The sequence below is a fragment of the Pseudomonas sp. NBRC 111140 genome, from assembly GCF_001320885.1.
Taxonomy (GTDB): domain Bacteria; phylum Pseudomonadota; class Gammaproteobacteria; order Pseudomonadales; family Pseudomonadaceae; genus Aquipseudomonas; species Aquipseudomonas putida_P.
In genome coordinates, this window is sequence record NZ_BCBQ01000043.1 from 23,319 (window position 1) to 45,850 (window position 22,532).

Consider the following 22,532-nt stretch of genomic DNA (forward strand, 5'->3'; position numbering starts at 1 on the left):
TCAAACTGCCTCAAGCTCATTCATGAAGTCGTGGAACTCGTCCAGGTCAGCCGTGCGGTCAGTGCTTGCAGCGCTGACCGCGGCGGCGTAATCGCGTAGGTTGTCGGTCTGGAAAATCAGGGCCAGTGGTGTCTCGGCCCCCAGTTCCATCTGCAGGCGCGCCACCACTTGTGTGGCCAACAGCGAATGCCCGCCGAGTTGGAAGAAGTTATCGGTCAGCCCAACCCTTTCCAGCTTCAGCACATCCGCCCAGATCGCCGCGATCTGCTGCTCCAGCTGGCTCTGTGGAGCAACGTATTCACGCTGCAGCAAGCTGGCATCCGGCTGCGGCAGGGCCTTGCGGTCCAGCTTGCCGTTCGGCGTCACCGGCAGCTTGCCGAGCAGCAGCAGGTGCGCCGGCACCATGTAGTCCGGCAGGCCAACCTTGAGGGCCTCGCGCAGGCTGTCGCGCAATGCGCTTTGGTCTTGCGTGCTGTCGGCAGGCACCACGTAGGCCACCAGTTGCTGGCCGTTCGGCCCGTCCTGGGCCAGCACCACGGCTTCCTGCACGCTCGGCAGCTCCAGCAGGCGCGCTTCGATCTCGCCCAGCTCGATGCGCAGGCCACGGATCTTCACCTGATGGTCGATACGCCCGGCGTAGTCGATCACGCCGTCGGCGCGGTAGCGCGCCAGGTCGCCGGTACGGTACAGGCGGCCACCGTTGCCGCTGAACGGGTCCGGCACGAAGCGTTCGGCGGTCAGTGCTGGCCGCTGGTGATAACCACGGGCCAAGCCCACGCCGCCCAGGTACAGCTCGCCGGCACTGCCGCGCACGGCGGGTTGCAGGCTGCCTTCCAGGATGTGGGTTTTCAGGTTGTCGATTGGCTGGCCGATCGGCACGCTGATGCTTTCGTCCGCCTGGCAGGTCCAGTGAGTGACGTCGATGGCCGCCTCGGTCGGGCCATACAGGTTGTACAGGCCGGCCGCCGGTAGGCGTTGCAGGGCTTGCCGCGCCAGCTCGGCCGGCAGCGCTTCGCCGCTGCACACCACGCGCTTGAGGCTAACGCAGCTCTCGACCGCTTCGTGGGTCATGAACGCCTGCAGCATCGACGGCACGAAGTGCAGCGTACTGATGCCATGGTGATTGATGGTTTCCACCAACAATTGCGGGTCGCGATGAGCACCCGGCTGGGCGATGACCAGGCGGGCACCGGTCATCAGCGGCCAGAAGAACTCCCACACCGACACGTCGAAGCTGAACGGGGTCTTCTGCAGCACACTGTCGCTGGCATCCAGGCCATAGGCCTTCTGCATCCACCACAGGCGGTTGACCAGGGCCTGATGGCTGTTGCCGGCGCCTTTCGGGCGGCCGGTGGAGCCGGAGGTGTAGATCACATAGGCCAGGTTCAGCGGCGCCACGTCGAGGTTCAGGTTGCCATCGCTGTAGCCGCTCAGGTCCTCGGTATCCAGGTCCAGGCTGCGCAGGCCGGCTGGAATCGGCAGGGTCTCGCGCAGGTGCGACTGGGTCAGCAGCAAGGCAATGCCGCTGTCGTCGAACATGTAGCTCAGGCGGTCCTGCGGGTACTCAGGGTCCAGCGGCACGTAAGCGCCGCCGGCTTTCACGATACCCAGCAGGCCGATGACCATCTCCAGGCTGCGCTGCATGGCGATGCCCACCAGCACATCGGGGCCAACGCCCTGTTCGCGCAGCTTGTGCGCCAGCTGGTTGGCACGGCCATTCAGTTCGGCATAGCTCAGGCTCTGCTCGCCAAACACCAGCGCCGGAGCATCCGGGGTGGCGAACACCTGGGCCTCGATCAGCTGATGAATGCTGCGCTCATCCGGGTACGCGGCCTGGGTATCGTTCCAGCCTTCGACCATTCGTTGTTGTTCCGCTTGGCCCAGCATTGGCAGCTCGCCGATAACGGCATCTGGACGCTCGACCAGCGCCTGCAGCAAGTTGGCAAAGTAGCCAGCCAGGCGGCCGATCGTCTCGTCGCTCCACAGCGCACGGTCATGGCTGTAGTGCATCGACAAGGTGGCGCCCAGTTCCACCACCAGGGTCAGCGGGTAGTTGGTCTGCTCCTGCACCGCTACGTCGCCAAAGCGCAGGCCACCCGGCGCGCCCTGTTGCAATGCTTCAGCCACCGGGTAGTTTTCGAACACCAGGATGCTGTCGAACAGCGCCTCGCCGCCCTGCCCCGCCCAGCGCTGCACGTCGTACAGCGGCGTGTGCTCGAACTCGCGCACGGCCAGGTTGCCGGCCTGCACCTGGCCGATCCACTCAGTCACGCGCTGCTCTGCACGCGGTGTGCCGATCACCGGCAAGGTATTGATGAACAGGCCGATCTGCTCCTCCACGCCTGGCAAGTCTGCCGGTCGCCCGGCCACGGTGGCGCCGAAACACACGCTGGCCTGGCCGGTGCAGCGCTGCAGCAACAGCAGCCACGCAGACTGCACCAAGGTGTTGACCGTGACCCGATTGGCCCGGGCGAAGGCTTCGATGCGTGCGGTCTGCACGCGGTCGAAGGCCAGGCGGTAGTCGCCGTAGCCACTACCACCGGCGCCAGCACTGCCGGCAATGGCCTGGGCCAGGCGGGTCGGCTCGTCCAGCGTGGCAAGCTGGGCCTTCCAGAACGCTTCGGCAACGGCTGCGTCCTGGCCTTGCAGCCAGGCAATGTAGTCGCGGTAATGCGTGGCCGGCGCTTGCGGCGCCACACCTGCATAGCGTTGCAGCACTTCACCCAACAGGCGCGAAGTGCTCCAGCCGTCCATGAGGATATGGTGGTTGGTGTAGATCAGGTGGTGGCTGGCATCGCCGGTGCGCACCAGTACCAGACGCAGCAGCGGCGCGGCGGCCAGGTCGAAGCCGCGCTGGCGCTCACCCTCGGCCAGCGTCTGCAGGGCTTGCTCCAGGGCAGGCTGGCCGCGCCAGTCGTGCTCGCTGAAGGGCAGGTCGACGGCTTTGCGTACCACCTGTACGGCCTGCACCAGCTCACCCTGCAGGACAAAACCGCTGCGCAGGATGTCGTGGGCGTCCAGCGTGGCCTGCCAGGCTTGCTGAAAGCGTTGCACATCCAGCCCCTGCACTTCCACGCGCAGTTGGTTGATGTAATTGCCGGCCTGCTGGTCGTAAAGGGTGTGGAACAGCATGCCCTGCTGCATGGGCGACAGCGGGTAAACATCGGCGATCTGCGCTGCCGCCAGCGGCAGGCTGTCCAGTTGCGCCTGGGTCAACGCGGCCAGCGGGAAGTCCGACGGGGTCACCCCCTGGTGGCGGGTATCGCAGCAGTGCTCGACCAGCTCGACCAGGGCCAGTTCATAGGCGTTAGCCAAGCCTTCGATGGTTTCCGGGTGGTGCACGTCGGCGCTGTAGGTCCATTCCAGGAACAGCTCGCCGCCATACACCTGGCCAGTGATGCTCAGCCAGTTGCCTAGCTGCGCGCCTGCACATTGAGTGCGGCCCGCACTTTCGCCGCTTGGGGTGAACAGTGCGCCAGCCTCACCTGCAAAGCTGGCATCGAACTGGCCCAGGTAGTTGAAGGTGACACGGGCCTGGGCGGCGCGTTGCAGTTGCCCACGCACTTGGGCATCGCCGAGGTAGCGCAGCAGGCCGTAGCCAATGCCTTTGTCCGGTACGGCGCGCAGTTGCTCCTTGATGGCCTTGATCGACTGGCCAAGGTCCACGCCCGGCGTGAGGCGCACCGGGAACAGGCTGGTGAACCAGCCCACGGTGCGGCTTAGGTCGAGGTCGTCGAACAGGTCTTCGCGGCCATGGCCTTCGAGCTGGACCAACACATTGTCTTGCGTGCTCCACTGGCACAGCGTGCGCGCCAGTGCGGTCAGCAGCAGGTCGTTGATCTGCGTGCGGTAGGCTGCCGGAGCCTGCTTCAGCAGCTTGGCAGTGCGCTCGGCATCCAACCGTGTAGCGGCGGTGCGGGCATGGCTATTGTCCAGGCTGCCCTGCGGATTATCGCGTGGCAATTCGGCATTGTTGTCGGCCAGCGCTTGCAACCAGTAGTCGCACTGGGCTTGTAGCGTAGGGCTGCCGGCGTGGGCGACCAGGCGTTCGGCCCAGGTTTGTACTGCAGCGGTCTTGGCGGGCAGGTTTACGGCCTGGCCGTTCAGCAATTGCTTGTAGGCTTCTTGCAGGTCTTCCAGCAGCACCCGCCACGACACGCCGTCGACCACAAGATGGTGAACCACCAGCAGCAAACGCTGCTGGCCATCGGCGAAATCGAACAGTTCGGCACGCAGCAATGGCCCCTGTTCCAGGTTCAGGCTGGCTTGTACCTCGTTGCCGGCAGCATCCAGCTCGCCTAGCGCAGCCAACTGGCGCTGGTGCAGCAACGGTGCGCTGCCCAACGGCTGGAAGCGTGCCCGCCACTGGCCATCGCCACGGGTGAAGCGCAGACGCAGGGCATCATGCTGCTCGACCACCGCACGCAAGGCGGCCTCCAGCTGTTGCAACTGTACCGGGCTGGCGGGTTTGAGCAGTACCGACTGGTTCCAGTGCGCCGGTTGCGCCACATCCATCTCGAAGAACCGCGCCTGGGCCGGCAGCAGGGCTACCTCGCCGCTGAGGGCCGTGTCCACGAGCGCCGCCGCTGGCTGCTTGGCCTCGATACGCTTGGCCACCTGCGCCAGTTGGGCGATGGTCTGTTGTTCGAACAACTGCTTGGGGGTGATCTTGATGCCCTGGCGTTTGGCCCGGGCAATGATCTGCAGGCTGAGGATCGAGTCGCCGCCCAGCTCGAAGAAGTTGTCGCTGCTGCCGACCCGCTCCAGCTTGAGCACATCGGCCCATACGGCGGCCAGCTTCTCTTCGATTTCACCTTGCGGCGCCACGAAGCCTCGGCTGACAGCGCCCGGTGCCGGCAGTGCGCGTTTGTCGAGCTTGCCGTTGGCGGTCAGTGGCAGGCGTTCGAGCAGCAGCATCTGTGCCGGCACCATGTACTCAGGCAAGCGTGCTTGCAACTGTGCCAGCAGTTGCTGCTCGGTGACGCCAGCCTCGGCGACCACATAAGCCACCAGTTGCAGGCGCTCGGCATCACTGTCCAGCGGCAGGGCCAGCACCACGGCCTCATGGACTGCGGGCAAGCCCGCCAGTAGGCGAGCCACTTCGCCCGGCTCCACGCGGTAGCCACGAATCTTCACCTGGTCGTCGGCGCGGCCAACGAACTCGATCAGGCCATCGGCAGTCAGCCGCGCACGGTCGCCGGTGCGGTACACGCGGGTACCGTCCTCGGTGGGCACGAAGCGTTCGGCCGTCAGCCCAGGCTGGCCGAGATAACCCTGGGCTACGCCCTGCCCGCCCAGGTACAACTCGCCGGGCACATGCGCCGCCAGCGGGTTGAGATAGCCATCCAGCACCTGCGCGCTAGCGTTGCCCAGTGGGCGGCCGACCGGCACCGTGCGGCAGCCTGGCACGGGCTGGCCGGGCTCGAAGGTGAGCACGCCAACCGTGGTTTCGGTCGGGCCATAGTGGTTGATCACCCGGCAACCAGGGCGCAACTCGCGGATCTTTTCCAACAGGCCCCAACTGCATGCTTCGCCGCCAAGGATCAGCGCTTCGCCAGGCAGCACATCGGCAGCGCGGGCTGCTTGCAGCAAGCCTTGCAGGTGGCTCGGCACCAGTTTCAGCACGCCAACCTGGTGCTGCGCCATGTAACTGGCGAAACCATCCGGGTCGAAAGCCAATTCCTGTGGCAGCAAGTGCAGCAGGCGGCCCGAGGCCAAGGCGCCGAACAGCACGGTATGGCCAAGGTCGGCCGCCGTGGTGGAGACCATTGCCATGCTTGCCTCTGCCGGCAATTGCAGGCGCTCCAGCACCGCCTGGGTATAACTGGCCAGCGCCCCATGGCTGATCACCACGCCTTTCGGCTGCCCGGTCGAGCCCGAGGTGTAGATGAGGTAAGCCGGCTGTTCGGGGGCGACTGCCACGTCGAGCGGGCTGTCGCTGCAGGTTGCCCAGGCGCTGTGGTCGCAGGCAATCACCTGCAGGCCATCCAGGCCCACGAAACGCGAATCACCTGGCTCGTGCAGCAGCACTGTGGCAGCACTGTCGGCAAGCAGTTGTTGCAGGCGCTCCTGCGGTTGCTGGGTGTCCAGTGGCAGGTAGGCCGCACCGGTCTTGAGCACCGCAAGCAAGGCGCTGACCCATTCGATGGAGCGCGGCAGGCACAAGGCAACGACGCTGCCTGCGCCAACACCGCGCTGGCGCAGGTAATTGGCCAGGCGGTTGGACCCTGCCTCCAGCCCGGCCTGGGTCATGAACCGGTCACCAGCACGCACGCCGCCGCGCGCCTGGCCTTGAACCATTGCCTGGCGCCACAGCCCCAGGAAGTCGCCCTGTGGATAGGCCTGTCCGGCCATTGGCAACACTACTGGTACTTCCGGGCAATCGACGATCGCCTGCTGCGGGTCGCGGACCAGTGCCTCCAGTACCTGTCGCAGCGAAACCGCCATGCGCTCGATGGTGGCCTGCTCGAACAGGTCGGTGGCGAAGGTGAAGTAGCCTTCGATACCGTCGGCCTTGTCGGCGAAGTCGAAGGCCAGGTCGAAGCGAGCATCGCCGCCGTCACGGGCAAAGCCTTCCACCTCCAGCGCGCCCAGGCGCTGACGCCCCGCCTTACTGGTGGCCACATGCTGGTTGATCTTGAACTGGAACAGCGGGTTGTGGGCCAGGTTGCGCTCAGGCAACAAGGCGTCGACCAGGTGCTCGAACGGCAACTCCTGGTGCGACTGGGCGCCGCCGATCACCTCTTTCACCTGTTCCAGCAGTGCGGTGAAAGTGGCGCGCTCGTCCACCTGCACGCGCAGCACCTGGGTGTTGATGAAAAAGCCGATCAGGCCTTCCAGTTCCTTGCGGTTACGCCCGGCATTCGGTGCACCGATACGGATGTCGGCCTGGCCGCTGTAGCGCGACAGCACCACCGCCATGGCCGCCAGTACCAGCACGAACAGCGTGTGGCCGCCCTTGCGTGCCAGGCTGCGCAGGGCCTCGGCCCGTTCGCCCGCAATATCCACGCGCACCACCGCACCGCGCTGGCTTGGCGTGGCCGGGCGTTCGAAGTCCAGTGGCAGGCTCAGCACCGGCTGCTCGTCACCCAACTGCGCTTGCCAGTAGGCCAGCTGGCGCTGTGCTTCACCGGCTTCAAGCCAGGCGCGCTGCCAGATGGCGTAGTCGGCGTACTGGATCGGCAAAGCCGGCAAATCGGCCTGCCGCCCCTCGGCCAGGGCGGTGTACAGCTGGATGAACTCCTGCACCAGCACATCGCTGGACCAACCGTCGGAGATGATGTGATGCATGCTCAGCGCCAGTACGTGCTCCTGGTCCGCCACACGCAGCAAGGTCACCCGCAGCAGCGGCCCGCTCAGCAGGTCGAACGGCTGCTTGAGGGCCGCGTCCACGGCCACGCTCAGCGATGCTGCGTCGGGCTCGCCGTCGAACATCACCTGCTCCAGGGGCAGCGGGCACTGGTCGAGGATTTCCTGGTGGAATTCACCCTCCACGGAGGCGAAGCGCGTGCGCAGCGATTCGTGGCGCTGCACCAGCGCGTCCAGCGCCTGTTGCAGCACCGCCTGGTCCAGTGCGCCTTTCAGGCGTACGGCAATGGGCACGTTGTAGGCCGGGCTGTCGGGCTCCAGTTGCCAGAGGAACAACAGGCGCTGCTGGGCGTACGACAGCGGAATGCGTGCCAGGCCCTGGCGTGCCGGCACGATGGGCAGCAGGCGGAAGCTCTGCCCGCTGGCCTGCATCTTGTCCAGGATCTGCTGGCGTTGCTCCACGGGGAGGCCGACGAAACGTTGGGCGATGCGTTGTGCTGCAGTGAGTTCCATGTCAGGCCTCTGTGAATGCGTTCATCATTTTTTCGATATCGCTCAGGCCATCGTCGGTCAGCGACAGGGCCTGTTCATCCAGCGCCAGGGCGAAGGCGCGCAACTCGGGGTGGGTGAAGATCAGCCGCAGTGGGATGTCCAGCCCCAGCTCGACGTTGATCCGCGACACTGCCTGGGCGGCCAGCAAGGAGTGGCCGCCCAGCTCGAAGAAGTTGTCGTTCAAGCCGACCCTGGCGACGCTCAGCAATTGCGCCCAGATATTGGCCAACTGCTGTTGCCGCTCGGTCTGCGGCGCCTCGTAGTCATGCTGCGGCTGGCTCGGGTCAGGCAGCGGCAGGGCCTTGCGGTCGAGCTTGCCGCTTGGGGTCAGCGGCATGCTCGGCAGGGTCACCAGATAAGACGGAATCATGTAGTCCGGCAGGCTGGCCTTGAGGTAGTGCTTCAAGGCCAGGCGCAGGTCGCCGTCATGGCCTTCAACCGGCACGGCATAGGCGCACAGCTGCTTGCCCGCAGGCAGGTCGATGGCCAGTACAGTGGCTTCGCGCACGTCCGGGTGCGCGCGCAGGTACTGCTCGATCTCGCCCAGTTCGATGCGAAAGCCGCGCACTTTCACCTGGTGATCGGCCCGGCCGCGATAGGCCAGCTGGCCGTTTTCGTCATAGCAACCCAGGTCACCGGTGCGGTACAGGCGGCCGCCGCCAACCGGGTCGAACGGGTCAGGGATGAAGCGCTCGGCAGTCAGCGATGGCCGCTGGTGGTAACCGCGTGCCAGGCAACCTGCCCCGCCGATGAACAGCTCGCCTGGCACCCCCACCGGGGTTGGCGCCAGGCCATCGTCAAGGGCATGCAGGCTGCGGCCTGGTATGGCACGGCCAATGGGTACGCCACCCTGGCTGATCTGCTGCGGGGTCATCTGCGAGCAGTCATAGGTGGTGGCGACCACGGTGGCTTCGGTCGGGCCATAGGTGTTCAACAGGCGCACTGCGGTTGGGCCATCGGCCAGCCAGGCACGCAGGGCGTCTTCTGGCACCGCCTCGCCACCGACGTGAATCTGCTTCAGCCGGCCATAGGCTTCCGGTGCGCGGCGCTCCAGTGCCAGTAAACGCCAGTAGGCGGCTGGCAGGTCGGCTACGGTGACATCGTGGCGGTTGATTTCATCCAGCAGAGTCGCGGTGTCCCACAGCCGCAGATCGCGCAGCACGACGCAAGCGCCTTGGGCCAGCGGCGGGAAGAACTGCTCGATGAAGCCGTCGAAACTGAAGGTGGCGAACTGCAACACGCGGTCATTCGGGCTCAGCCGCGAATAGTCACCAGCCACTTGGCAGAACACCGACAAGGCATGGTGATCGATGGCCACGCCCTTGGGCATGCCGGTGGAGCCGGAGGTATAGATCACATAGGCCAGGTTCTCCGGCGCGGCCAGGTTGGCCAGCGGCTCGGCAGGCCAGGCACTCAGCCAGTCGTTACCCGGCTCCAGCACCACGCAGGGCAGCGGTGTGCTCAACTGCAGGCGTTCACGCGAAGGCACGTCGGCCAGCAACAAACCGATGCTGCTGTCCTCGACCATGTAGGCCAGGCGCTCCTGCGGGTAGTCCGGGTCCAGCGGCACATAAGCGCCACCCGCCTTGTGGATGGCAACCAGCGCCAGGGCCATGCCCAGGCCGCGCTCGACAGCCACGCCGACCAGACGGTCCGGGCCCACGCCCAGCGCCCGCAAACGATGCGCCAGCTGGTTGCTGCAGCGGTCGAGCTCGGCGTAGGTCATTTGCTGGTCGTCGAAGATCAACGCCACAGCGTCTGGTCGCAGACTTGCCTGGTGCTCCAGCAACTGGTGTGCGCACAGGCCGCTACTGGCCTGCGACGCCGGGTTCCAGCCATGGGTCAGTTGCTGGTGTTCGGCACTGCCTAGCAAGCCCAGCTCGCCAATGCAGCGCTGCGGCTCGGCGCAGATAGCTTCCAGCAACGCCTGCCAATGACCGGCCATGCGTTCGATGCGTGCGGCGTCGAACAGGTCGGTGGAGTAGTTGAACGAGGCCGTCACCCCATCGGAACGTTCCAGCGTGTTGAGCGAGATGTCGTACTGCGCACCGGGCTCCAGCAGGTCCACTTCCTTGACCTGCAAGCCGTGCAGGGCATCGCTGGATACCTGCTCACCCAGGTCGCGCAAGTGGTTGTACAGCACCTGGAAGAACGGGTTCACACCCTGGTCGCGGTCCGGGTACAGCGCCTCGGCCACTTCAAGGAACGGCACATCTTTGTTGGCCTGAGCCTGCAAGGTGGTTTCCTTGATCGCCGCCAGCAGTTGCGGGAACGGCTGGCTGCCATCGACGCCGATGCGGGCTACCACCACGTTGATGAAGAAGCCGATCAGCCCCTCCAGCTCCAGGCGGTTGCGGTTGGTGACGGGCACCCCGATGTTCAACGTGTCCTTGCGGCTGTAACGCGACAGTACGATGGCATAGGCCGCCAGGAATACATGGAAAAGCGTGGCGTTGGACGCCACTGCCAGGGCCCGCAGGCGCTCGGTCAGGGCCAGCGGCAGGCGCACGTCGAAGCGGCTGCCCTGGTAGCTCTTGACCTGCGGGCGAATGCGGTCGGCGGGCAGTTCGAGCACTTCGAAGTCGTCTTCCAGGCGGGCCTTCCAGTAATCGATCTGCGCCTGCATCTGCCCTTCGGCCAGCCACTTGCGCTGCCACGCGGCGAAGTCGGCGTACTGCACCGGCAAGGGTTCGATGGTCTGCTGCCGGCCTGTGGCCGCCGCGTTGTAGACGGCAGCGAACTCGCGCACCAGCAGGCTCATCGACCAGCCATCGGAGACGATGTGATGCAGGGTCAGCGACAACAGGTGCTCTTGCGCATTCACCTTGAACAGACGGGCACGCAGCAGAGGCCCATGCTCCAGGTCGAACGGGACAAAGGCTTCGGCTTCCAGCTTGCGCAGCTGCGCCGCGTGGTCCTGGCCGCTGAGGTCTTCGAAGCCGATCGGCACCGTGGCGGCTGGCAGGATGCGCTGCCACGGCAAGCCGTCGGCTTCGACGAACACCGTGCGCAGTGACTCGTGGCGGGCCACCAGTGCATCCAGTGCGGCCTGCACCGCCGAACGATCGAGGTTGCCCTGCATGCGCACGGCCATCGGCGTGTTGTAGGCCAGGCTTTGTGGGTTGAGCTTCCAGAACAACCACTGGCGGTTCTGCGAACGGGACACCGGCAGCGGCTGCTGGCGGTCGAGGATTTCGATGTCCAGGCCCGTGCCCTTCTCGCCCTCCGCCACCGCCTGGGCGAAGGCCAGCAGGTCGACGGTGTCGAACAGGGTGCGCAGCGGGATATCTACGCCCAACTGCTTGCGCACGCGAGATACGGCCTGGGTTGCAAGCAGCGAATGGCCACCGAGGGCAAAGAAGTTGTCGGTCAGGCCAACCTGCGGCACTTGCAGGACTTCGGCCCAGATCGTTGCCAACTGCACTTGCAGCGGGCTCTCTGGTGCCTGGTAGGCCTGCAGGGTGGCGACCGGCTCGGGCAGCGCCTTGACGTCGACCTTGCCGTTGGCGGTGACCGGCAGGTGCTCCAGCACCATCAAGTGGGTCGGCACCATATGTTCGGGCAGCCGGCTTTTGAGGGTGGCGCGGGTCGAATCCTGCCAGGCCTGGCAGTCGGCAGGCATTTCACTGGGCACCAGCCAGGCAGCCAGTTGCAATTGCGGCGCCTGGCCCTGCACGCGGACCAGGGCATTGGCCACACCGTCCAGTGCGCGCAGCTGGTTTTCGATTTCGGCCAGCTCGACACGGTAGCCACGGATCTTCACCTGGCCATCCATACGCCCGGCAAATTGCAGGTCGTTGCCCTGGCGTACCCAGTCACCGCTGCGGTACAGGCGCTGGCCGTGGCTGCCGTGCGGGTCGGGCACGAAGCGCTCAGCAGTGAGCGACGGGCGGTTCAGGTAGCCACGGGCAAGGCCTGCACCGCCTATGTACAGCTCGCCCTTGGCCTTGGCCGGCAGTGGCTGCAGGCAGCGGTCAAGCACTGCCACGCGGGTGTTGGCCAACGGCTGGCCGAGGCTGCTTTGTTCGCTCAGTTCGGCAACCAGCACGCCGACGGTGGTTTCGGTCGGGCCGTAGTGGTTGAACACCTTGAGCGCCGGGGCCAGTTGGCGGATCTTGCCCAGCAGGCCCGGGCTGATGGCCTCGCCACCCAATACCAGGCACTGGCTCGGCAGCGCCGCGCGGCCAGCCACCAGCATGGCCTCCAGGTGTGAAGGCACGATCTTCAGGGCATCCACCTGGTGTTCGGCCAGGTACGCGGCGAAACCTTCGGCATCCAGCACCTGTTCGCGCAGCAACAGGTGCAAGGTGTGGCCGCCGCACAGTGCGCCGAACAGCATGGTGTGGCCAAGGTCGGCAGCCGGGGTCGAGACCTGGGCCATGCTGCGGATTCGCTCGACAGGCAGGCGCGCGCTCATGCCATCGACATAGTTGGCCAGGGCGCCGTGGCTGATCGCCACGCCCTTGGGCTGGCCGGTGGTGCCAGAGGTGTAGATCACATAGGCCAGGTTTGCCGCAGCCGGCGCGGTGCGTGCGACGCTGCCGTTGCCCGCTTGCGCCCAGTCAAGGTGCTGCACGGCCGCGGGTAACTCGGCCTGCCAGTTACCGGGGGCCAGCACCCGGCGGGTGCCGCTGTCGGTCAGCATGTAGGCGAGGCGCTCAGCCGGCTGCTCGGGCTCCAGCGGCAGGTAGGCGCCCCCCGCCTTGAGTACCCCCAGAATGCTGGCGAGCATGCCGACGCTGCGGTCGGCCAGTACGCCAACCAGTGTGTCTGGCCCTACCCCGGCTTTGACCAGGCGGCTGGCAATGGCCTCGGCGCGGGCATCGAGTTCGGCGAAGCTCGCCTGTTCGCCCGCAGCCACTACCGCGATGCGCTCGGGGTGACGACTGGCGGCTGCAGCAAAGCGTTGCTGCACACTGGGCGACTCGGCGGCCTGCGCGGGGGCGCCCAGGGTTGCGGCCAGACCCGGCAATGCCAGCTCGCCTACAGCACCAGCCGTTTCGGCAGCCAGCGCCTGCACCAGCGCCAGCCACTGCTCGCCAAGGGCTTCGATGGTGGCCGCCTCGAATACATCCGTCGCGTAGGTGAACGCGGCATGCAACTGCCCGGCGCGTTCGTGGGTGTCCAACGCCAGATCGAAGCGTGCGCTGTGCTTCTCCAGGGCAATGGGCGCCAGGCTCAGGCCGGAGCGAGTCTCGATGGCCTGCACATCCGCCACCTGCGCTTGGTGGTTGAACAGCACACGAAAGAGCGGGCTTTCGCTGCTGCGCGGCAGGTCCAGGGCTTCGACCAACTGCTCGAAGGGCAAGTCCTGGTGGCTTTGTGCACCCACGGCGGTTTCGCGCACGCGCTGCAGCAGGCCGGCGATATCCAGCAGCGGGTCGATCTCGGTGTGCAGCACCTGGGTGTTGATGAAGCAGCCAATCAGCCCTTGGCCTTCTGCACGGTTGCGGTTGGCGATGGGCACGCCGACGCGGATCGCGGCCTGACCGCTGTAGCGCTGCAACAGCAGCTTGAAGGCAGCCAGCAACACCATGAACAGGGTGACGTTGTGCTTGCGCGCCACACCGCGCAGGCGCTCGGCAACGTCTGCGGCGACGGGGAATTCGTGGCGCGCGCCCCGGTAGCTGGGCCGGCCTTGGCGGGCACGATCCAGTGGCAGCTCCAGCGGCGAATGGTCCTCGCCCAGGCGGGCCTGCCAGTAGGCCAGCTGGCGCTCCTGCTCGCCAGCCTCCAGCCAGCTGCGTTGCCACAGGGCGAAGTCGCGATATTGGATTGGCAGCGCGTCGAGTGTGGCCTCGGTGCCGGCTACGGCGGCCTCGTACAGGTGCAGGAATTCATCGATCAGCACGTTCATCGACCAGCCGTCGGCGACGATGTGGTGCAGGGTCAGCAGCAGTACATGCTCCTGTGCGGCCAGTTGCAGCAGGCGTACGCGCAGCAATGGGCCACTGGCCAGGTCGAACGGGGCCAGAGCTTCGGCTTCGGCGATGCGTTCGACCGCGGCCTGGCGGGCGGTTTCGTCCAAGCTGGCCAAGGCGTCCTGGCGCAGCTGCAACGGAGCAGCCACGGCGTCTACTTGCTGGCGCACGTCATCGCCGTCGGCGACAAACCGAGTGCGCAGGGTTTCGTGGCGCGCCACCAGGGCATCGAAAGCCTGCTGTAGAGCGGCCAGGTCAAGTGGACCATGCAGGCGCACGGCCATCGGCAGGTTGTACGCTGCGCCCTGCGGGTCGAGCTGCCAGAGGAACCACATGCGCCGCTGGGCATACGACAGCTGGTCGCGCTCGGCCACCTCCACCCCGTGCGCGATCGGCAGCACGGAAAAATCCATGCCCTCGCCCTGCAGCGCCTTGAGGAACAGGCGGCGCTTGTCGGGGCTGAGTTCGATGAAGCGGCGGGCGAGCTTGAGCGTTTGATCAGCATTCATGTCGAGCGGTGTCCTGGCAGTCGAGCGGTAACTGTCAGACGAAGGCATGGGGGGCTGATTTAGGGGGGGGATTGAAGCAGGGCCACCAGGGGCCCGCCGTTGGGAATTTGGCGCCTGTGAGATCGAGCGCCGCGCGGGCGGCGCTCGATCTCACAGGCGCTGCACCTCCCACGACAAACACCTATCAGCCCAACACCTCGCTGTGCCCCTCGGCCATCGCCACCACCACCTTGCGCTTACCGGTAAACGGCGAGCGGGCGTGGGCCGCGAGCATGTTGTCGAGCATCAGCACATCGTTTGTCAGCCAGGGGAAGCTGATGGTGCATTCATCCAGCACCCCGCGCACTTCATCGAGCAACGAATCCTCGATGGTCGTACCGTCGCCGTAATACACGTTACGTGGCAGGTCCTCTTCCTCGACAATGTCCATCAGCGATTCACGCACCTCTGGCTGCAGGTTCGACACATGGAACAGGTGGGCCTGGTTGAACCACACGTCATCCCCGGTTACCGGATGGCGCGCCACCACCTGGCAGCGCTGGCGCGTGCGCAGCTCGCCGTCGTCCTTCCATATGCACTCGATGGCATGCGCCCGGCAGTACGCCTCGACCTGGCGCGGGTCTTCGGTGTTGAACACCTGCGACCACTCCACATCCAGGCCGTTGCCATAGTTGCGCACATACATCAGCCCTTTCTCCTCCAAGCGCTGGCGAATGCGCGCCGGCATGCGTCGGTACACCTCGCGGCTATCGGCAATTGGCGTTTCGCCGCCGGTCTCGGCGGGGATGACGCTGTAGAACCAGATCTTCATCGGCCATTCCAGGGTGTAGGCCTGCTCGTTGTGCAGGGGAATGCTCTGGTGCGCCGGGTATTCGGTCGAGGTGTACACGCCTTTGGTCACGTTGCTGCGGGGGGTAGAACCGAACTCGTAGTTGAGCAGTGGGTGACCGAAGGAGGCGGCAAACTGGCGGAAGGCTTCGGCGCCACCCACCTCGAAGCCGCGGAACAGGATGCCGCCAGCCTGCAGCAGGTGCCGATCCACCAGCGGCTGCAATTCGGTAAAAGCCTCCAGCAGGTCGATCCCCGGCTCCGGTGCGCGCACCAGCAGCGGCAGGTTGCCGCGCGCGGCGTCCAGCGGTTCGATGGCAAAGCTCAGCAGTTCACTCATGTACGGTCACCTCAAGCCAGGGCCGCGTTGGCGGCGAAATCGGGTTGTGCGCCATCACGGCGCCTGACTAGGTGAACGAGCGGGCCCGCGGGAAATTCACCAGGGCAGCACTCACAGGTAAAGCCAGCGCGTGCCGGTTCGTCTGAACGATGTGCACCCTTTTATCGCCCAGGAACCGTACATGACTCGCCAGCTTCTGCTCCTAGCCCTGCTCGCCACGGCCCCTGCCGCCTGGTCGGCGGAGCCATGCGCCATGGAAATCCACGGCACCGACCAGATGACCTTCGACAAGGCCGCCATCAGCGTGCCCAAAACCTGCACCACGTTCACCGTTACCCTCACCCACCCAGGCGACATGCCCAAGAACGTGATGGGCCACAACTGGGTATTGAGCACCCAGGCCGACATGCAGGGCGTACTGGATGACGGCCTGAAGGCCGGCGAGGCGCAGGACTACGTCAAGCCTGGCGACACACGGGTGATCGCTCATACCCGCCTGATCGGTGGTGGCGAGAAGGACAGCGTCACCCTCGATACCAAGGCGCTGAAGGCCGGTACCGACTACAGCTTCTACTGCTCGTTCCCGTTCCACAGCACCCTGATGAAGGGCACCCTGACCCTTGGTAGCTGACCCCGCCCCCCACTTTCACCAGCGAGATCACGCTTCATGAAAACCTCCTCCCCCGGGGCCATCCGCGAACTGCTGGGCCTGCTCAAACCTTACCGCCCGGCGGTCATCGTCTCGGTGCTGCTGGGCATGGTCGGCGGCCTGGCCGTCACTGCGCTGCTGGCCACCGTCAACCAGGGCCTGCACGCTGAAGGCGGCATGAGCCAGGGTGTGATCCTGGCCTTTGCCGGCCTCTGTGTATTGGCCCTGGTCAGTAGCGTGGCGGCCGACAGCGGCACCAACTACGTCGGCCAGAAGGTCATTGCCCGGTTGCGCAAGGACCTGGGCGCCAAGGTGCTGTCGGCACCGATCGAGCAGATCGAGCGCTACCGCACCCACCGCCTGATCCCTGTGCTGACCCGCGACGTCGACACCATCAGCGACTTTGCCTTCGCCTTTGCACCGCTGGCCATTTCGCTCACCACGGTAACCGGTTGCATGGCCTACCTGGCGTGGCTGTCGTGGCCGATCTTCCTCATCACCCTGGCAGCCATCGGCATCGGCAGCGGCATCCAGTACGTGGCACGGCAAAAAGGCGTGGCTGGCTTCAACGCCGCCCGCGATGCCGAAGACAACCTGCAGAAGCACTATTCGGCCATTGCCGAAGGGGCCAAGGAGCTGCGCATCGACCGCCGTCGCCGCCATGCCATGCTGACGCGCAACATCCAGGGCACCGCCGACTTCATCGCCAACACTCACATCCGCGCCATCAACATCTTCGTGGCGGCCAAGAGCCTGGGGTCGATGCTGTTCTTCGTGGTCATCGGCCTGACCTTGGCCCTGCAATCGCTGTGGCCAAGCAATGACCCGGCGGTGATGAGCGGTTTCGTGCTGGTGCTGCTGTACATGAAAGGCCCGCTGGAAACGCTGATCGGCAACCTGCCGATCCTCGGCCGCGCCCAGGTGGCGTTCCGCCGTATAGCCGACCTGTCCGAACGCTTCTCCTCGCCCGAACCGCACCTGCTGCTGGAGCCGCCGGTCAAGCGCGAAACCCCGGCTACCGCGCACCTGGAGCTGCACAACGTCGAATACGCGTACCCACCCGTGGACGGCAACGAGCCGTTTCGCGTTGGGCCTGTGAACCTGAGCATCGAACCGGGCGAAATCCTGTTCATCGTCGGGGAAAACGGCTGCGGCAAGACTTCGCTGATCAAGCTGCTACTGGGCCTGTACGCCCCACAACGCGGTGAAGTGCGCCTGAACGGCAAGGCCGTCGGCCCGGAGGCGCTGGACGACTATCGCCAGCTGTTCACCACCGTGTTCGCCGATTACTACCTGTTCGAAGACCTGCCCGAGCACGAGCACAGCCTGCCCAGCGATGCCACGCGTTACCTGGAACGGCTGGAAATTGCCCACAAGGTCAGCGTACGCGATGGCGCCTTCACCACCACCGACTTGTCGACCGGGCAGCGCAAGCGCCTGGCGCTGGTCAATGCCTGGCTGGATGGGCGGCCGGTACTGGTGTTCGATGAGTGGGCGGCGGACCAGGACCCAACCTTCCGCCGGGTGTTCTACACCGAGCTGTTGCCGGACCTGAAGCGTTTGGGCAAGACCATCATCGTGATCTCGCATGATGACCGGTACTTCGATACGGCGGACAAGGTGGTGCACCTGAGCCGTGGGAAGGTGGTCGAGGCATTAGAGCCGGCTTGAGTGACCGAGGGGCGCTATGCGCCCCATCACCTTTACGCTCCCTATAATCGATCTATAGTCGACCTATAATTGCCTATAAACCACGTCTCTCATACGGCCTATAATAGCTCTATAATCACTCTATAATTGACTATAAAGCTGTATGGGAGGCCGTAATGCCGGAAACCGTCTATCACCGCCCAGCGCTAGCATCGCGGCTGTCGAAATTGATCATGCAAGTTGCCGTGGGCAGTGCAGCAAGCTCGGGGGTGTTTCTGGCGGCCCCCAGGCGTACCGGTAAATCCACCTTTGCACGCGAAGACCTTCGACCCGCTCTCGAAGCTGCGCAGGCAATCGTGCTGTACGCCGACCTCTGGAAAGACCTGACCAAAGACCCAGGCCAAGTCATCGTGGAAACCGTGCGTGAGGCGCTCGGGCGTAACGAAGGCTTCATTACGCGGCTGGCAAAGTCCACTGGCATGGAGAAGGTAACCGTAGGTGGCCTGAATTTCAGCGTGGACAAGATCGGGCTGGGGCAAGATGTCGATCTCACCAGTGCGCTGGTCGCGCTCTCCGACGAATCACGCAAGATCATCGTGCTGATCATCGACGAGGCGCAACATGCAATCACGACCGACCAGGGAATAGCAGCCTTGTTCGCCCTCAAAGCGGCCCGGGACGAACTCAACAGCTCGAAGCACCATGGGTTGCGCATCGTTTGCACGGGCTCGAACCGGGACAAACTGGCCATGCTGCGCAATAGCAAAGATCAGGCGTTCTTCGGCGCTGCGATGGTGCAGTTCCCAACGCTGGATCAGGGCTTCATCGACTGGCTTTGCGCCAACATCGATCTCCCCTGCGCACTCGACCCGGTAGAGGTGTTCCAACTGTTCAAAGAAAGCGGCTACCGCCCTGAGTTACTGGGCGCGGCAGCGGATGAAATACGCTTCGACTTCAGCATCGAGCCCGAAGCCGTACCGGCACGGTTCCGAGAGCTTGTTCAGGCGCAAGCCAATGACCTTAACGTGAACCTGAAAAAGGTGATCCACAGCCTCACTCCGATTCAATCCGCCGTTCTACGCGTCATGTGCGTAAAGGGTAATGAATACGCACCGTTTGAGGCCCCAACCCTGGCACTGTACGCCAAAGCGATGGAACGGGCGGGTGTGCAGGAAAGCGAAATCAAGGCCGAGGTGCCGGGGGTTCAGCAAGCGCTCATCGCCTTGCAGGACAAGCATCTGGTGTGGAGGGCATCACGGGGCGTATACGCGGTAGATGAGCAGGTAATCGTCGATCTGGTCCGCGCTGATGGCTTGCTGGAAGGGCTTGGCTGAAGGTTCCTGTACGTAGAGCGCCCCATCAATCTGGCGCTCTACGCAGGCCGCAATCAGAACAACCAGCGGTACAGTGCGTAAGCCACCACCACCGCCAGCACCGGCCGCAGCACGCGGTAGGCCTTGGGGTTGGCGCGCTTGAACTGCTTCACGTGGCTGCTGATCTTGTTGCTGAAGCGCTTGCTCCAGGCATACGCCTGGTTGATCCCACCCACGCGCTCGTCGTCGGTGTTCTGCGGCGCGGTGGCACGGCCGAGGAAGGCACTGACCTGGCGGTTGATGCGGGTCATCAGCGGGCTGCTCAGTGGGCGCTCGATGTCGCAGAACAGGATCACCCGCGTAACGTCAGTTTCGTTCTTGACCCAGTGCACGTACGTTTCGTCGAACATCACGTCTTCGCCATCACGCCAGGCGTATTCCTGGCCATCCACGTAAATGCGGCAGGCGTCGGAGTTGGGCGTGGACAGGCCCAGGTGGTAGCGCAGCGAGCCTGCGAACGGGTCGCGGTGCGGGTTCAGGTGGCTGCCGCCGGGCAGCAGGGCGAACATCGCGCCTTTGACGTTGGGGATGCTGCTGACCAGCTCGACCGTGCGCGGGCACAAAGCTTCGGCCGACGGCAGGGGTTTGTCGTACCACTTCAGGTAAAAGCGCTTCCAGCCCTTCTTGAAGAACGAGCCAAAGCCTGCGTCGTTGTCCTTTTCGGCGGCGCGGATATAGCCCTCGTCGAACAGGCGCATGGCCTCTTCGCGGATCTCCTGCCAGTTGTCTTTCAGCACGTCCAGTTCTGGGAAGCGCTGGCGGTCCAGGTAGGGTTTGGACGGCACGCCGGAAAACAGGTACATCAACGCGTTGTAGGGGGCGAACAACGCCGAATGGTTGACGAACTGGCGCAACACCGGCAGGCGGGCCTTGCCGCGCAGGTGCACGAACAGCACGCTGCCGAAAAACACCAGCAAGACACCCGCCTTGGCTGCAAAGGAAAAGGTCATGCTTTCACTCCTTGGGGAAGAGCCAGGGCTGCGCGGCCTGCTCTCCAAAAAATCATCCTGCCATCATAAACCGATCCCGCCGAGGTAAAAACAACCCGGGCGGGATCGCATTGATGAAGATTTTGCAATAAACCAGGCCGCCCAACCTTGCGCCGGATCAGCGGCAACGCCGATTATTGCTGGTTTTCCTGCTCGCTGAACAGGTCGCTGAACAGCATGCTCGACAGGTAACGCTCGCCCGAATCGGGCAGGATTACGACGATGGTCTTACCTTGCATTTCCGGCTTTTCGGCCAGGCGCACGGCCGCCGCCATGGCCGCACCGCAAGAAATGCCGCACAGGATGCCCTCTTCCTGCATCAGGCGAATGGCCATGGCCTTGGACTCTTCGTCGGTCACCGTCGCCACTTGGTCGACGATCGACAAGTCGAGGTTTTTCGGCACGAAACCGGCGCCAATGCCCTGGATTTTGTGCGGGCTGGGCTTGAGTTCTTCGCCGGCCAGGGTCTGGGTAATCAGCGGCGACGAAACGGGTTCCACGGCCACCGAGAGGATCGCCTTGCCCTGGGTGTGCTTGATGTAGCGCGATACACCGGTGATGGTGCCACCGGTACCCACGCCCGCCACCAGCACGTCAACCGCACCGTCGGTATCGTTCCAGATCTCCGGTCCTGTGGTCTTTTCGTGGATGGCCGGGTTGGCCGGGTTTTCGAACTGGCCCGGCAGGAAGTACTGGGCGGGGTCGGAGGCGACGATTTCGTTGGCCTTCTCGATGGCGCCCTTCATGCCCTTGGCCGGGTCGGTCAGCACCAGTTCGGCGCCCAGCGCCTTCAGCACCTTGCGGCGCTCCAGGCTCATCGAGGCGGGCATGGTCAGCATCAGCTTGTAGCCGCGGGCAGCGGCAACGAAGGCCAGGCCGATACCGGTGTTGCCCGAGGTAGGCTCGACGATGGTCATGCCCGGCTTGAGCTTGCCGCTGCTCTCGGCGTCCCAGACCATGTTCGCGCCGATGCGGCATTTGACCGAATAACCTGGGTTGCGCCCTTCGATCTTGGCAAGGATGGTCACACCGCGAGGGGCGATGCGGTTGATCTGCACCAACGGCGTGTTGCCGATGGAATGGGCGTTGTCTGCAAAGATACGGCTCATGGCAGGGGTCCTTGGCATGAAAAAAAGCAGGGAAAGACCTCAAGGGTAAGCCCCGGCCGATGGCCCGTAAAGCCTGTTCGAACTCAGCGGGGCGCGTCGCGGTCAACCGCACATCCTGCCTTGGAGACGCTCCGATGAGAGCCCGTTATCGCTGGCCGCTGTTGGGCCTGGGCAGCCTGATCGTGCTGCTGGTTGCCCTGCACCTGGCCCTGCCCTACCTGGTGCGCGACTACCTGAACGACAAACTGGCCGACATGGGTGACTACCGCGGCCAGGTAGCCGATGTGGACCTGGCCTGGTGGCGCGGCGCATACCAGATCAATGGCCTGAAAATCGTCAAGACCAGCGGCAAGGTGCCGGTACCGTTTCTCGACGCGCCGCTGATCGACCTTTCGGTGAGTTGGCGTTCGCTGTGGTACGACAAAGCGGTGGTGGCCGAAGTGACCTTCGTGCGCCCCGAGCTGAATTTCGTCGACGGTGGCAGCAAACAGGCATCGCAGACGGGCCAGGGCACCGACTGGCGCCAGCAGCTGGAAAAACTGCTGCCCATCACCCTCAACGAAGTGCGAATCGACAACGGCGTGCTGACCTTCCGCAACTTCAACTCCAAACCACCGGTCGACCTCAAGGCCACACAACTGAACGCCAACATCCGCAACCTGACCAATGTTCGCGACAAAAAAGGCCGTCGCGATGCGAGTTTCGAAGGTACGGCGCTCATCGCGGGCGATGCGAAGGTAGAAAGCCGTGCCACCTTCGACCCGTTCAGTGATTTCGATGACTTCAAATTCAGGCTTCGCGCTACCGGCATCGAACTGCGCAAACTGAATGATTTTGCCAGCGCCTATGGCAAGTTCGACTTCAATGCCGGGCATGGTGACGTGGTGATCGAGGCCCAGGCGGAAAACGGCCGGCTAAATGGCTATATAAAGCCGCTGCTGCGCGATGTCGACGTGTTCGACTGGCAACAGGACGTCGAAGAAAAGGACAAGGGCTTCTTCCGCTCGGTGTGGGAGGCCTTGGTGGGTGCGACCGAGACGGTCCTGAAGAACCAGCCGAAAAACCAGTTCGCCACCCGCGTGGAACTCAGTGGCAGCGTGCACAAGCAGGATATCAGCGCCTTCGAGGCGTTCTTGCAGATCCTGCGCAACGGGTTTATCCAGGCGTTCAATGCCCGGTATGAGCGGGGGGCGCCGGATGCCGACTGAGTCGGCGTGACGGGGCATTCAGGGACTGAATACCCGGTCTGCGTTTTCAGTTGCCTAACCCCGCGTTATAGTCGGTGACAAATAAATTCATGTGTT

9 protein-coding genes are annotated in these 22,532 nt (G+C 64.5%); 4 read left to right on the forward strand and 5 right to left on the reverse strand.

The window, feature by feature from the left end:
* The 3 genes from APH42_RS15415 to APH42_RS15425 form a co-directional block, all read right to left on the reverse strand.
* Complete coding sequence (locus tag APH42_RS15415; RefSeq protein WP_060493677.1) at positions 1-7,821, reverse strand: non-ribosomal peptide synthetase; 7,821 nt, start codon at positions 7,819-7,821, stop codon at positions 1-3.
* 1 nt (position 7,822) lies between these two features.
* Positions 7,823-14,290, reverse strand: coding sequence for a non-ribosomal peptide synthetase (locus APH42_RS15420; protein WP_060493678.1), 6,468 nt, complete (start codon positions 14,288-14,290; stop codon positions 7,823-7,825).
* A 184-nt stretch (positions 14,291-14,474) separates the two neighbouring features.
* Complete coding sequence (locus tag APH42_RS15425; RefSeq protein WP_060493679.1) at positions 14,475-15,458, reverse strand: TauD/TfdA family dioxygenase; 984 nt, start codon at positions 15,456-15,458, stop codon at positions 14,475-14,477.
* 181 nt (positions 15,459-15,639) lie between these two features.
* On the opposite strand from APH42_RS15425, the gene azu reads away from it, so the two are divergent.
* The 3 genes from azu (at position 15,640) to APH42_RS15440 (ending at position 19,091) form a co-directional block, all read left to right on the forward strand.
* Positions 15,640-16,089, forward strand: a complete 450-nt coding sequence (azu, locus tag APH42_RS15430; protein ID WP_012273661.1) for an azurin — start codon at positions 15,640-15,642, stop codon at positions 16,087-16,089.
* A gap of 36 nt (positions 16,090-16,125) precedes the next feature.
* Positions 16,126-17,778 carry a cyclic peptide export ABC transporter gene (locus APH42_RS15435; protein ID WP_012273662.1) on the forward strand — a complete coding sequence of 551 codons (1,653 nt, stop codon included), beginning with the start codon at positions 16,126-16,128 and terminating at the stop codon, positions 17,776-17,778.
* Between the two features lie 335 nt (positions 17,779-18,113).
* The gene (locus APH42_RS15440; RefSeq protein ID WP_256217830.1) at positions 18,114-19,091 is read left to right on the forward strand and encodes an ATP-binding protein; all 978 of its coding nucleotides are present in this window, start codon (positions 18,114-18,116) and stop codon (positions 19,089-19,091) included.
* 53 nt (positions 19,092-19,144) lie between these two features.
* Here the strand turns inward: APH42_RS15440 and APH42_RS15445 are convergent, their stop codons facing one another.
* Positions 19,145-20,080 (reverse strand): aspartyl/asparaginyl beta-hydroxylase domain-containing protein, encoded by a 936-nt coding sequence (locus APH42_RS15445; protein ID WP_012273664.1) that lies wholly within the window; start codon positions 20,078-20,080, stop codon positions 19,145-19,147.
* A 173-nt stretch (positions 20,081-20,253) separates the two neighbouring features.
* On the reverse strand, positions 20,254-21,228 hold the full coding sequence (gene cysK / locus APH42_RS15450) for a cysteine synthase A (protein WP_012273665.1): 975 nt from the start codon (positions 21,226-21,228) through the stop codon (positions 20,254-20,256).
* Positions 21,229-21,362: 134 nt separating this feature from the next.
* On the opposite strand from cysK, the gene APH42_RS15455 reads away from it, so the two are divergent.
* Entirely contained in the window at positions 21,363-22,436 is a 1,074-nt protein-coding gene (locus APH42_RS15455; RefSeq protein ID WP_012273666.1) for a DUF748 domain-containing protein, read from the forward strand.
* Positions 22,437-22,532 lie beyond the last annotated feature (96 nt).

What these genes read in the sequence shown, in the direction of transcription:
- APH42_RS15415 (WP_060493677.1), bottom strand. Translation starts at nt 7,821, where the DNA reads ATGGAACTCACTGCAGCACAACGCATCGCCCAACGTTTCGTCGGCCTC.
- APH42_RS15420 (WP_060493678.1), bottom strand. Translation starts at nt 14,290, where the DNA reads ATGAATGCTGATCAAACGCTCAAGCTCGCCCGCCGCTTCATCGAACTC.
- APH42_RS15425 (WP_060493679.1), bottom strand. Translation starts at nt 15,458, where the DNA reads ATGAGTGAACTGCTGAGCTTTGCCATCGAACCGCTGGACGCCGCGCGC.
- azu (WP_012273661.1), top strand. Translation starts at nt 15,640, where the DNA reads ATGACTCGCCAGCTTCTGCTCCTAGCCCTGCTCGCCACGGCCCCTGCC.
- APH42_RS15435 (WP_012273662.1), top strand. Translation starts at nt 16,126, where the DNA reads ATGAAAACCTCCTCCCCCGGGGCCATCCGCGAACTGCTGGGCCTGCTC.
- APH42_RS15445 (WP_012273664.1), bottom strand. Translation starts at nt 20,080, where the DNA reads ATGACCTTTTCCTTTGCAGCCAAGGCGGGTGTCTTGCTGGTGTTTTTC.
- cysK (WP_012273665.1), bottom strand. Translation starts at nt 21,228, where the DNA reads ATGAGCCGTATCTTTGCAGACAACGCCCATTCCATCGGCAACACGCCG.
- APH42_RS15455 (WP_012273666.1), top strand. Translation starts at nt 21,363, where the DNA reads ATGAGAGCCCGTTATCGCTGGCCGCTGTTGGGCCTGGGCAGCCTGATC.